Genomic DNA, 12,075 nt, shown 5'->3' on the forward strand with positions numbered 1-12,075 from the left:
GACATTCCTGCACGAATAATGGCTGAAACGCCACCTACTTTAAGCAGCCAGGATGCTAACTGTTTGTCATTAAAATAATTTTCAACGGGTATCGCAAACGAGAATTTAATGCCCTGTGAGGTGTGTCCTGTGATCATAAACGATCGGCCATGTCGATCATCAATAATTTCAGATTCGATCCGTGCTGAGATGCTGGCAATCGGTTTTTCGATGATTTCTTGACCACGTGTCGCCCGCATATACAATTCGCCATTTTTTTCAAAATAAGGATGGGAGTCGGTAGGTAATAGTTCTAACTCTTTGCGGGTAGCTCTGATTGCCTGTCGCCAGTAGCGAATGAATTCGCTTGTAACCCCCAGCTTGCGCATTTGACCAATCACGCGTACCAAATCCGATTCCGGAGCCTGTGCCAAGGGGATAATCCAATCGGCAGCAATGGATTCGATATGGGATGGAACTGATCCCGGGAGATTCTCCAAGGCAGATAGTATTTCAGTTACAGAATGTTCAGAAAAATATTGATCAGACATAGACCAGACCTTGATTGTCGTTTAGTGGTGGTTTATTGGGTATTGCCGAGTACTTTTTGGATCGTTATCTCTCCGTAAGTCGCACCGCTTCGGTTGCGAGGCTCATCCCATTTTTTGCGGAATAACCCCGACGATCGGAAAATTCTGTCAATTTGAGCGCGATCCTGTGACCAAAACCCGAGTATGCTACACAGGGCTAGATCAGATTCGGATTGGCTGGGATAACTGGACCAATCACCGGAAAATAGCTGACGAAATTTGTGTCCCTGCCGTGAGCGCTTAATCCGTTCAGTGAGATCGTTATCTGCCAGAGTGCGCTTTGCATTGAGATGATGTTGAACAATCGGTTGTAGAGGAAAAAGCTTTTGGTGAAGTTTTTCAAGTTGGGGTTGGCGCTCATTGATTGTGGTCGGGTAGCCAGGAATGTGGTCGCCAGTGACGATGAAATAGCGTGCCCGGTCATAAATTTCGGCCCCATTTTTTCGGCAACCTGGTTCAGATAGCTCGCCCCGGATAATTACATGTACACCTGTGCCGCTAATGGATATCTCGGTATAGCTGTCCAAAAATTGGATGAGAGACAAAACATCTGGATCAAATTCGCCAGATATGGGGTTACGGCAGTGGTCGAAATCAATTCCGGTATACGGATCGGTAGCAATAAAAACAAACCCCAACCCGTCGATACACGGATCTGTTTGAGCGCGTTGGATTGCGTTGGCAAATGAACTCCAACTGCTTGGATCTACGACGCTAGCATACCGGCCGGTCATCGAATTAATTGGTAGCTTTGATACTGCACCACTGGATTTCTTGAAGCGTTTCCAGTTGACCCATTGATCGCGCTTTTTTAGTTCATCAGGTATAATTTTTAGCTCATGCATTCTGTGTATTTCTCTTTAGGTATGATCTGATAGTCGATAGTGATTCTAAAGAATGCACTTCCAAATGTCTTTACACAAACTGTCCAATCCAAGTCCAATCGTGTCCAATCCATTCTAATAATTTTCTGAGGTGATGATGTCTGCAACTGAGTTCTTTAATGAAGTGTTTGAAGCTTACTTGAACCAATATAATGATGCTAACCCGAATCATTCTTGGTCACAGACCGCATTAGCACGTGAATTGGGAGTAGTAAAAACAACAATTAGCAACTGGAAGAATAATATTAGCAAGCCTGATGAGAGAAACGATGTATTGGGAATAGCCAATGCACTAAAGCTCAATCGAAGCCAAGCGAATCGTCTATTGAGACTAGCTGGGTACTCATTACTCAGTAAAGAAGAAACCAATCAGTTTCGAGACGATTTGTTCACATTGATAAAGGAGCGTCTTCCAGAGTTCTACGTTGAAAGAAAATCTCTTATTGAAAATATTCATCAACTATTTTGGCAAGTTTTCCCGATTAGAAACCTGGTAGTGCATGGCATAGGCGGAACCGGTAAAACTGTGCTGGTGGCTGGGTTGCTACTTCAATCAGAAACACTCATTACACAGGTTTTTCGCGATAGGGTGATTTGGTTAGATATTGAAAATCACTCCGATCCCCTACTACAGATTGGTAACCAACTTGATATCGATGTTGTGCCGGAATCGGGATTGGATTTGCGGCAAAGGATTTTCCAGCAGGTTCGATCTTTAGAGATGCTATGGGTAATTGATGGATGCGAGACTATCGCAGATGCAAAGCCTTGGTTGGATTTGGTCCGTATTTCTCAGGGTAAGTTTATTTTGACAGTCAGGGAAACACCTGAACTAGGCTGGCTATCAGAATTTGATGCCAAACCGTTCAGGGTGAGTGATTTTGATGAAGCTGAGGGATTGAAACTATCTGAAAACATCTTGCAAACTTTCTTGTCACCCCATGAACTTTCTAGTTGGAAGGACATGGCCTCCTTGGTCAGCTATCACCCGTTGTCTTTGCGAATATTAACCGGCTGTGCTTACTTTGATCCAACTTTGCAACGATGGGAAACCCTGGCACATGAAATTCGCCAGCAAGGCACGTTGGCACTCCAGTTGGGTGGGGATGGGCAGAACGGAGATAAAAATAACAGCGTGCATCGCTGTCTTCAAATTAGCTACGAGCGCTTGCAACAGCGAAACCCTTCTGCAGCAGTGTGTTTACGATCTTTGGGAATTATGAACAATCGCGAAATTGTTCCCGAATTGGCTATGCAACTTATTGGTCCAGGTCAAAATATCGGTCGCTTACTGGCAGTCCTGGCGCAAGCGGGGCTACTCGATATAAACTGGGATTCCAATTCCTATCGTATTCACCAGCTTGTTCACATGTTTGCACAAACCCTACTTCTCCAAGATCCGATAGAATATATTGAGGCTGGAACACGCTATGTATTCGTTTTGAGTGACCATCTTTCCGAACTCCCCGATAATATCTGGGATGCTGTTCGCGATTCATTTCTGTGGGAATATCTCCCTGCGATGGAAATAGGATGTTACACAGGTCAGCCTGGAGAGGTGTTAACTATTCTGCACAGAACATACCGTATGTTTCTGAGTATTGGGTATGCGAAGCAGATTGAAAAAATTATCCAAGCCATCTGGTCTATTATTTTGCAGTTTGACCAACAAAATGACGAATCATTAGCATGGCTATATCAAATACATGGGGATACCTTCCAATTTCAATTGGAATATGAGCATGCCATTGATCAATACAACCAGGTACTTGGAAGGTCCCAAAATCAGAACTTGCTTTTTATGGCACAATTGCAATCTGCTTTGTGCTACCATGCCTTAGGAAGATTATTAGAGTTTTCCACTGCACTCAAAAAAGCTGAACAATTAATTGAAGAACTTCCTGCTGAAGAAAAAGAAAATCAACAGCAAAATTTGCGACTGGTTTTGGCACAGGTGCAACACCCAAAACCCGAGTGGTTAAATAATCAATCTTCATTATTTGTGGAGAAGATTTCAGATGTTCATGATTTATTTGCAGCAAAGCGTTTTTCTGACGGATGCAGCGTGCTAGAAGCAATGCTGGAAGAACCACCTGTAAACTCACTAACTCTTTTTCATTGTGAAGTATTGCAAATGCTGGCGTATGGGTATTTGAAACAAGAAAAGTATTCGCAAGTTCATGACATACTTGATCGCTTGGAAAGTATATTAGCCGGATCATCAGACACTCCTAGTTTATATCTTCCGTGGGCACAATTATGGGAACACCGAGGAATATATGAATACCAACTTACAAATTTAGGAGCGGCTCTAAAGAATCTAGGGAAGAGCCTGGAATTCTGGAAGAAAATTTCTAATACTACCGAGAAACAAAAGAAGCTCCAAAAACTGATAGATACGATCGCCTCAGAGTATTCGACTATTAACTTGCTACAGAGCAAACCAACTGGTAGTAACGTCAAGGACATTTCGTAAGAAACAGCTTCACATCATCATTCCTGGCAGCACTTCTGAGAAAAAGCCTGAACCGTAGCGGGGGTCAAGGGCGTTCCTGGAGATCGTATTAGCGGAAACCGGGTACGCCCTTGATGCTCGCAAGGTGAAGGCTATAATCGCGCAGAAGCTGCCTGTTAAGGTCGTAATAGGCTCCGAGATTTGAAGCATTTATACAAATTATTCCACAATCTTAAATATTACAGCAGAGCAAACTATATTGATTGCTCTGCTGTTTCCATTGATTATGTGTGATTGTTCACCAGAAAATCACTGTGGATATTCTCAGGTACGGAGCATAGGCAAATAGCGCATATAGCACCCAGACCAGAGCCTGCTCCGCGGCTAGTTTTTGATTGTTGGAGGGAACCAGAGAATCGTCAACGGCCATCAACAACCCCCGTTTATTAATCCGCACCATTGCTCCGTAGGCATTTGGCGTTCAATTCCCACAAGGAACGGACGAGAATGCATCCAATGGACCGCTGCTGCGCCAACCATGATGCCCTAGGCAAGCGGAAGCCTTGCTCGCCAAAATGGAAGCGCATCTGCCGATTCGGGCAGAAGTGCGGCGGGCTACGGCCAACGATCTGCGCGCCGAGGGGAGTTTTATTCCGCATCATTGCCAAATTCAAATCTCTAGCGTTCTCTACAGCGGCGATGAAGGCGAGATCGTCTGCGGCATTTCGCCCAAAGACAGCAAAGAAGCTGTAGTGATCTCGCTCACCCACCTGAAGATTCCGTACGGCCATCCGCTGGAAAAAGAAATCCGCGCCTACCAGAAAGCGCGGAGCAAGGGACTTCGGTGAATTTCTTACCTTCAATCAGCCAGACACAACCGGCAATCGGGCAATCTCTTTCAGGGGCCAGACACTGATGCGTTCGTCAACCGGATAGGTATGCTCGCCGGGATAGATGACCCACAGATGTTCCAGCTCCAAATCCGAGAGGGCAGTGCGCATGGATGGGGTGATCTTCGGTGCTTCGTTGAATTTGACTTCCACGCCATATTTCTTCCCCTGATGAAGAAATACCAAATCGACTTCTGCCCCACTGTGGGTCGCCCAGAAATAAGCCTGCGCTGGCCGTACAGCCTGCAATAACTGTTCAATCACGTACCCTTCCCAGGAAGCCCCGATCTTCGGGTGTCCCAATAAAGCATGACGATCAGGAATATCCAGCAGGCTATGCAAAAGGCCGCTATCCCGCAAATAGACTTTCGGTGATTTAACCTGCCGTTTGCCCAGGTTCTCGAACCAGGGTTGCAACTGGCGCACCATGAATGTTCCACTGAGGATGTCCAGGTACGAACGCACGGTTTTATCCGACAAGCCCATCGAGCGGCCTAATTCCGAGGCATTCCACGTTTGGCCGTGATAGTGAGCCAGCATCGTCCAAAAACGGCGCATGGCGATGGCAGGAATATTGATCCCCAATTGGGGAATATCGCGCTCCAGGAAAGTGCGGATGAACCCTTCCCGCCAGGCCAGGCTATCTGCTTCAGCTTCTGCCAGATAGGCCCGCGGAAAGCCACCCCGTAGCCATAAGGTTTCCCAGGCTTGCTCGCCGCTTTCCGAGAGATCGAAACCGCTCAATTCAATAAACTCCACTCGCCCCGCCAGGCTTTCGGATGCAGACTTGATAATGGCTGGCGAAGCGCTGCCGAGAATCAAAAAACGGGCCTGATTTTCGGGACGGTCTACCAGAACGCGTAAAACCTGAAATAGTTCCGGCATGATCTGGATTTCGTCCAAAATCACAATCCCCTCGAGCGAACCCAACACCAGTTCTGGGTTTTCCAACCGGCGTTGGTCAGGATAGGATTCGAGATCGAAAAATGTTGTCTGAAGTTCCTTGGCAAACAAACGCGCCAGAGTCGTTTTACCGCACTGACGCGGCCCCAAGAGAGCCGTAATGGGTGCGCGGCGAGTGGCATTAGCGAGTCTTTTTAGATAATGGGGTCGATGGATCATAGTGGTATTTTATCATGAATATTCGGAGTTGATATACGAATATTCATAATCTACCAAAATGGCGGAGCTTTGAAGCCTACATCGGGGGCATAGCGAAAAAGCGCTGTCAGCACCCAACTCAACGCCTGCTCCGCTTCCCGCGCCATCTTCGCATCCGGTACCAGCGTGTCGCCGGGGTACATCAGAATGTCCCTATGACGGATATTCACCACCGCCCGGAAATTGCGCGGTTCGTTAGTGTTCCAGGCTGCCGTTTCCACACTGGCCAGCAGTGGCCCATCCGAACGCCAATTATGGTAGCCCAGAAAGAGATCCACAATGCTTTGCATCCGATGAAAGATCACCGTGGTATTCCAGCGCATGGTAGTGGAACCGGCCTGTACCCGCCTGGATATTTGATCTCGCAACGGACGATGCATGTGCAGATAATGCCGAAGCAGGAATAATGAAGCGCGTGGATAGGCCGCCCGCTCCAGGGGTGACAGACTGTCGTCGTGGGAGGCCGCATAGATCGTTTGCATACTGGCAAAAAAATATGGCGAAGGAAGCGTGGTACGATCCGGTTTGTCCGTCTGTTTCTGATTGTCATGGATTGATTTCAGCAAGGCTGCCAGGATGAGGCGGTCATGATTGGGGTTGCGGCGGGAGATCTGCGGCAAATAGGCGGTCAACGAACTTTCTGTATTGCCTTCATGGACGGTGTTGAGCAGGCTCCAGCGCGTCGGGTCCGGTGGCTCTGACCAATTCGGTGTATCCAGAAAAAGGTCCAGCGGTAACGCCGCCACCTGAAACGACAACGGCGCCTCCAGTTCCGCGATTAAGACATCGATAGCTTGCTGCCAAATACCCAACGTACGCTGATAATTCGAGCCATCCGGCAAGGCAACCAACATACGTACCGTGGAAGAAATACCTTGCGCTGCTTCATGGGTAAAGAACTTTTGCTTGTTGCGCAGGCTGCTTGTAATCCGTCGCAACAAAGATGGCGTGGCATCTTGCTCCACTTCGATGAGCGCCTGCCTGCCGTCGGGCAACGTGACGCGATGATCCGGGCGCAATTGGCCCCCCGAAAACGGAATCACCGCATCGGTGGCACTTTCCAGCCCAGCTTTTTGAATTGCAAGCCACACATCTAGCATTCCCAAGACATGTGCGATCGGGCGCTCTTCCCTCAAGTTACTCGTTCGGGCGCCCAATAACTTTGCCCCCTCTTTTTCCAGTCGAAATACGCCGGGGCTGCGCCCGCGTCCGGTACTGCGGCGAATGGGCTGTCGTAGCATGTGGATCCATCCATCCGCTTGCATCTGATCCAGCGTCCGACGAAGTTTGTCACGGCTCAACTGGCTGGATTGCTGCAACTGGTTGCGATCGGCAAACCCGACCACCGCCAAGGTTTCCAGAATCGGTTTGGTAACCTGTTCATCGGGAACGGCGGCACGTTCTTTTTTCTCATTATTTGATGATGTGTTCATTCGAATTTCCGGGTGTTAGGTGCGCACACAAATCAGACCCTCTTTTCTCTAGCGGTTTGTTTTTGTGTGCGCACGCCATGTTAGATTTCCAGCAAGTCGAACCGGGCCAACTGCAACTGCTGATCCGCAATGATCGCCTGCAGCTCAGCAGCCAATGCTTTCAACTGCTCGTTTTCTCGCTCCAGATAGCTCAAGCGAATTTCCAGGGAGCGCTGCTGCTTTTCCCGGTTCTGATCTTTGCTTTCCATCCCCGTGATCTGCTCTTGCAGAAGGATCACGCGTTCACGCAGTGGTTCCCGGCGGTACAACTCGAGGCTTCTCTGGTAGCTTTGCAACGCAGTGCGTTCGCTGTTCAGTTTGCGCTCCAGTTCGCCCATTTGCTGCCAAATCTCGGACAGCCTTTGGCCCAGATCTCTGCCCACCGAAGTCGCATCTGCACCGGCATGTAACCTTGCGACAAACGCATCCATCACCAACGGGGAATGATTCTGGATAGTTTGCAAAAATTGCAGGACGCCGCGGCGTTCGATTGCTACTTCGTCCTTCACGAACGGCATATTTACAAATCCCCGCGAAAGATGTTTTGACGCTCAGGGCGTTCTTCGCGCGGCAGTTGTTCGTTTGCAAAGTTGATCAGCATGGTCGCTCGATCTGCCTGACTCGTCGATAAATAGGATTTCGCCTGACGAATATGGCTCTCCTGCAACCCGTTGGGATCAGCTTTGATTTCCACAAAGATCGAAAATTCACCACGCTGCACACGCAGATCGGGTCGATAGCGTTGGATGACTTTTCCAAAGGCATCTGTCAATTTCAGTTCGGGTTGATCCTGCACCTTGAATCCGGCTTTGCGCAGTGCTGCCAGCAAGGACCGGTGATAGACTTTTTCTGCATGCGCCGTTCCCAGGCGGTCTTGCAGCGCAATGGCAACATGGATGATGTCAAAGCGAAAGCTGGAAAATTCTGTAATTTCGTGTTTCATGTCATTTCCTTTTTTGTGTTCGCACACAAGTAACCAGAGAAAGAATAGAGGGTCTGATTTTTGTGCGCATTCGACGTTGGATATTATTGGCCTTGGATATGGATAGGGTTTGATTACCTGGTCACCAGAAATCAGGCCCGGTTTCGGGTCACCAGATATTCACATGAGTAGCTCGTCCATCAGATCATCCAGATCATCTTCATCGGGAAGATCATCCAGCTTTGAGGTTAGCAACTGGCCACCCCGCAGCGCCACCTTGAGGGCGGATACCCGCTGCCCGCGGGGATAGGCGTTCAAAAAATCGATCAGGTCATCATCTTCTCCTTCCCACAGGCGCAGGGTCAGGCGAAAGATACGTCCCTTGCCAGTTTTTCGCGGCCGTCCCATGATTATTCCCGCTTCCGCCGCTCTTGATACAGTCCCAATTTGTATAGCCCACGAGCGATCGAGATTACCGGGTCATCCGGGATCGTAGCTTTGCCCACAAATCGATGCAGCAGACTTTCTTTGAGCAAAGCTGCACCACCACCCACCAGCAAAATGGACGAAAAGCGTTTCCAGGATTGTCCCCAGTACCGCTCAATCACCCCGGTGACTTCCCGTTCCCATACTGGCAGAGCATCCTTGATGTCCAAACGTCCGGCTCGCAGCAGGGTGTCCAGTTCGCCCAGAGAATACATCTGTTGGCTGTTGACAATTTCCAACAGCCGCCGAACGCCTGCCGTTACACCGGTTGTGAAGCGCTGCACGGGTTTCTTGTCTCGAATAACCAGCAACTCGACGGTATTGAAACCAATTGAAATCACGCCACTCTCATTTTTCAAGATCGCACGGCCGTGAGGAAGAAACTGCCCCTGCTCATTCAGCGAGTGGTCAAAAACAGCCGCCGCAGCTTGGGATGTGAATTTGACTTCAATGATCTCGATACTGTACAACTGTCGATTGACTTCCCACTGATGGACACCCATCATCCAGCGGCGGATCAATGCCTGTATTTCTTTGGCCTGTTCACCGCTCAATAGCTCATGCGGCAAACCGACGTACAGGATCAAACCTTTGCTGCTTTCCACCCCCGGGTCTTTGAGCAAGTGCATCAGGGCCGCCAGGAACAGCGCCAGCATTTCGGGTGAACCGCTCAGCCGGTCATAGTCCAGGTTTTCTACAGGGCGTCCCCAGTCGTGCGCTCCGGGGCCAACATAAAACTGACCGTTTTCGGTCGTGATGAGCATCGGCGGTTTCTGGTTGCGTAGCCCCACCATACGCCCTACTTGCTGATTGCCGTTTAGGGAAACCTGTGAGGGGATTAGGATGCCACCAACTGGGCTGTACATTTTGATGGCACCCATTCCCACATCAAGACCGGCAAGTTGCGTTGGGTTGTTTTCTATCATTTGTTTTTTCCTTTCTATCTGCTGATTGTGTTAATGCCAGTAGCACGACAACGAAATGTGCGATTCGACCGGCACGTAAGAATATATGGTTTGTGGGGAGAGTGTTGTCAACTAGACTCCACCAGAATTATTAATAATGAAAATAGAAATTAGTAACTCTACAAGACAATCTTAACTTGGAGAAACAAGACGAAAAAAATCGCCAGCAGTGGTGATTATAGCATTATTCTGCAAGTATAGCAATAACATGGAGAAAAATTTAAAAACATATTAGCCCAGTGTATTCGAACTCTCCCCCAATGTTATTTCCGGTATTTCGGGCGGTGCTTGCCTATTTGGATTGGTTTCCCATCTTCATCAAACGACCATTTCCCCTGGCCGCTATCGGAAAGATAGATTTTCGCACAGTAAGCCACATCCGCCTCGTCGAGTAGAGTGCGCCGTCCGTCTTTGCCGAGTTTTGTGATGTAGCCGCGCTGCATCCAGCGCGTGAGGGTAGAAGTGTGGATGCCGTATTGGCGCGAAGATTCGCTGATGCTGATGGGCTCCCCCTTGAGATGCGCAAAATTTTTATAATCTGGCAGCTCTTCACGCGGGAGCAATGCCTGCACGCTGGACAAACTGACGCCGATGGTTTTGTCCGGTAGCATGGCAGCGTGCAATTCATTATTCTCAACCAAACGGAGTACGGAAGATTGATCAAGGCCAAGCTGCGCTGCGGCTTGTTTCAGGGTAACAAAGTGTTCAAGTTTTGATCTATCTATCATCAGGCTATTGCCACCATCACGAATTCTTTGGACGGAGATTCTTTGATCCCAGTTTACCATCTTTGCTAATTTACGCGAACTGGCCGAAAGATTCGGCGCGAAAAGGACAATTTGCGCGCAGCCCAATAATTCTCACCCCCCGGCTGAATCCTCTGGAATAATTGGCCGAACACACACCAAACCCGAACAGGGTAGGCCGAATGAGCGAACTCCAACTGGACAAATATTCTTTGCACGAAGAACTGGACCACAGCGGCCATGGCACACGGTCTACCGCGCTACTGCCACCGGAACTGGAAGTGCCGCGCGCCGTCAAGGTGCTGCACCCCGCATTGGGGCCGGGCCGGGCCTTCTTCGAGCGTATTCGGTGAGAAGCAAAATTTGCCGCTCACATGATGCACACGCACATCGTCCCGGTCTATGATTTGGGCGAAGCGAAGGCACGCTTCTTTCTGGCAATGGACTACCTGCCCGGCGGCTCCGTCAAGAAATTGCTGGCGCAGGAAAGCCGCCTACCCTACTAACGTGCCCTGAACATCACGCGCCAGATTGCTGACGCTTTGGAAACTATTCATGCCCTGGGATTGGTGCATCCGCGATGTCAAACCGAGCAATATTCTCTTTGACGCCGACGGCAATGCCGCCCTGACGGATTTGGGCTTTGCAAAAGCATGAGCGGGGTGGGCAGCGTTTCGTTGAGTGTCACCCGCGGGAGATTGGCACCTCGGCCTATGAAGTGCCCCATAAAACATTCAGGGTAAATATTGGGTGTTAAATATCTACTGATGGAATGGTTTGTGCGAATTAGCTTTGCATAGCCCAAGTGCGTTGATAGTCAATCTAACCTATGATGGATCATCCGGTATAGATATTAATCCCAATTGGTGCGCTATATTAATTGCAGAAATTCGATTCTTCACCCCTAGTCGAGCATATGCTGTTGAGAGCAAGTTTCGGAAGGTTGAGTTTTTAACCCCAAAAAGGCAAGCAAGTTCGATGGAGGTCGCTCCGGGATAAGCCGCACACAGGGAGAGTGCCTGCAATTGTCTGGGTGTGAGAAATGAATTCGAGGGAATTTTCTTGTAGGTTTGGTGATAGGCTTCTTGGCTGAGGTGAATGCCGCCCGCGGCTATCGCATGCACAATATTACATAACTCCAGAATTGAGCTTTGGTCATCTTTGAAGATATAGCCGCTGGCTCCGGCTTTCATCACAATTTTAATAAAAGGCGGCTGGCGAAAACTCGAGATCACCAGGATAGCTAACTCTGGATACTTAGTGTGCAATTCAGCGATTGTGAACGGGACAGGATAGGGGCTGGAGTCATCCGAAGCGGTATCTACTTGTAAATCAAGAATCAGCACATCAATGGGATGATTGACTATCATCGGAATCAATTCAACCCCAAAAGTGGTTGTTGCAACAACTTCAATTTTAGGATCTTTTCCCAACCGGTATTGATAACCGTCGATGATGCTCTGGTGATTGTCGAGAATTGCCACCCGAATATTCTTGGACACTTTATCCACCTCTTGCTAATTTT

At 48.8% G+C, this 12,075-nt stretch carries 13 protein-coding genes; 3 read left to right on the top strand and 10 right to left on the bottom strand.

Going from position 1 to position 12,075, the window contains the following annotated elements; genetic code table 11:
• Window positions 1-530: hypothetical protein (locus tag HN413_00690; GenBank protein ID MBT3388906.1), on the bottom strand; the 530-nt coding region annotated here is incomplete at its 3' end.
• A 32-nt stretch (window positions 531-562) separates the two neighbouring features.
• Entirely contained in the window at window positions 563-1,414 is an 852-nt protein-coding gene (locus HN413_00695) for a hypothetical protein (protein MBT3388907.1), read from the bottom strand.
• A 133-nt stretch (window positions 1,415-1,547) separates the two neighbouring features.
• Between HN413_00695 and HN413_00700 the strand changes: the two genes are divergently transcribed.
• Together HN413_00700 and HN413_00705 are read left to right on the top strand one after the other, a co-directional pair.
• Window positions 1,548-3,929 (top strand): hypothetical protein, encoded by a 2,382-nt coding sequence (locus HN413_00700; protein MBT3388908.1) that lies wholly within the window; start codon window positions 1,548-1,550, stop codon window positions 3,927-3,929.
• A gap of 554 nt (window positions 3,930-4,483) precedes the next feature.
• Window positions 4,484-4,756 (top strand): hypothetical protein, encoded by a 273-nt coding sequence (locus HN413_00705; GenBank protein MBT3388909.1) that lies wholly within the window; start codon window positions 4,484-4,486, stop codon window positions 4,754-4,756.
• A 15-nt stretch (window positions 4,757-4,771) separates the two neighbouring features.
• Here HN413_00705 and HN413_00710 read toward each other — a convergent pair whose 3' ends face one another.
• The 7 genes from HN413_00710 to HN413_00740 form a co-directional block, all read right to left on the bottom strand.
• The gene (locus HN413_00710) at window positions 4,772-5,920 is read right to left on the bottom strand and encodes an ATP-binding protein (protein MBT3388910.1); all 1,149 of its coding nucleotides are present in this window, start codon (window positions 5,918-5,920) and stop codon (window positions 4,772-4,774) included.
• 50 nt (window positions 5,921-5,970) lie between these two features.
• Entirely contained in the window at window positions 5,971-7,392 is a 1,422-nt protein-coding gene (locus HN413_00715) for a hypothetical protein (GenBank protein MBT3388911.1), read from the bottom strand.
• 80 nt (window positions 7,393-7,472) lie between these two features.
• Window positions 7,473-7,949 carry a hypothetical protein gene (locus HN413_00720; GenBank protein ID MBT3388912.1) on the bottom strand — a complete coding sequence of 159 codons (477 nt, stop codon included), beginning with the start codon at window positions 7,947-7,949 and terminating at the stop codon, window positions 7,473-7,475.
• 2 nt (window positions 7,950-7,951) lie between these two features.
• Window positions 7,952-8,374: a GxxExxY protein gene (locus tag HN413_00725; protein ID MBT3388913.1), complete on the bottom strand. Its 423-nt coding sequence runs from the start codon at window positions 8,372-8,374 to the stop codon at window positions 7,952-7,954.
• Window positions 8,375-8,533: 159 nt separating this feature from the next.
• Window positions 8,534-8,761: a hypothetical protein gene (locus tag HN413_00730; GenBank protein ID MBT3388914.1), complete on the bottom strand. Its 228-nt coding sequence runs from the start codon at window positions 8,759-8,761 to the stop codon at window positions 8,534-8,536.
• 2 nt (window positions 8,762-8,763) lie between these two features.
• The gene (locus HN413_00735; protein MBT3388915.1) at window positions 8,764-9,765 is read right to left on the bottom strand and encodes a ParM/StbA family protein; all 1,002 of its coding nucleotides are present in this window, start codon (window positions 9,763-9,765) and stop codon (window positions 8,764-8,766) included.
• A gap of 302 nt (window positions 9,766-10,067) precedes the next feature.
• Window positions 10,068-10,532 (bottom strand): hypothetical protein, encoded by a 465-nt coding sequence (locus tag HN413_00740; GenBank protein MBT3388916.1) that lies wholly within the window; start codon window positions 10,530-10,532, stop codon window positions 10,068-10,070.
• A 200-nt stretch (window positions 10,533-10,732) separates the two neighbouring features.
• Here HN413_00740 and HN413_00745 point away from each other — a divergent pair, with 200 nt between their 5' ends.
• The gene (locus tag HN413_00745) at window positions 10,733-10,903 is read left to right on the top strand and encodes a hypothetical protein (GenBank protein MBT3388917.1); all 171 of its coding nucleotides are present in this window, start codon (window positions 10,733-10,735) and stop codon (window positions 10,901-10,903) included.
• Window positions 10,904-11,377: 474 nt separating this feature from the next.
• Here the strand turns inward: HN413_00745 and HN413_00750 are convergent, their stop codons facing one another.
• Window positions 11,378-12,052: a response regulator transcription factor gene (locus tag HN413_00750; protein MBT3388918.1), complete on the bottom strand. Its 675-nt coding sequence runs from the start codon at window positions 12,050-12,052 to the stop codon at window positions 11,378-11,380.
• Window positions 12,053-12,075: the final 23 nt, after the last annotated feature.

This window comes from Chloroflexota bacterium, from assembly GCA_018648225.1.
Taxonomy (GTDB): Bacteria; Chloroflexota; Anaerolineae; order Anaerolineales; family UBA11858; genus NIOZ-UU35.

Coding starts and splice junctions, on each gene's coding strand:
- HN413_00720 (MBT3388912.1), bottom strand. CDS start 7,949: ATGCCGTTCGTGAAGGACGAAGTAGCAATCGAACGCCGCGGCGTCCTG.
- HN413_00705 (MBT3388909.1), top strand. CDS start 4,484: ATGGAAGCGCATCTGCCGATTCGGGCAGAAGTGCGGCGGGCTACGGCC.
- HN413_00725 (MBT3388913.1), bottom strand. CDS start 8,374: ATGAAACACGAAATTACAGAATTTTCCAGCTTTCGCTTTGACATCATC.
- HN413_00695 (MBT3388907.1), bottom strand. CDS start 1,414: ATGCATGAGCTAAAAATTATACCTGATGAACTAAAAAAGCGCGATCAA.
- HN413_00740 (MBT3388916.1), bottom strand. CDS start 10,532: ATGATAGATAGATCAAAACTTGAACACTTTGTTACCCTGAAACAAGCC.
- HN413_00735 (MBT3388915.1), bottom strand. CDS start 9,765: ATGATAGAAAACAACCCAACGCAACTTGCCGGTCTTGATGTGGGAATG.
- HN413_00710 (MBT3388910.1), bottom strand. CDS start 5,920: ATGATCCATCGACCCCATTATCTAAAAAGACTCGCTAATGCCACTCGC.
- HN413_00745 (MBT3388917.1), top strand. CDS start 10,733: ATGAGCGAACTCCAACTGGACAAATATTCTTTGCACGAAGAACTGGAC.
- HN413_00715 (MBT3388911.1), bottom strand. CDS start 7,392: ATGAACACATCATCAAATAATGAGAAAAAAGAACGTGCCGCCGTTCCC.
- HN413_00700 (MBT3388908.1), top strand. CDS start 1,548: ATGATGTCTGCAACTGAGTTCTTTAATGAAGTGTTTGAAGCTTACTTG.
- HN413_00730 (MBT3388914.1), bottom strand. CDS start 8,761: ATGGGACGGCCGCGAAAAACTGGCAAGGGACGTATCTTTCGCCTGACC.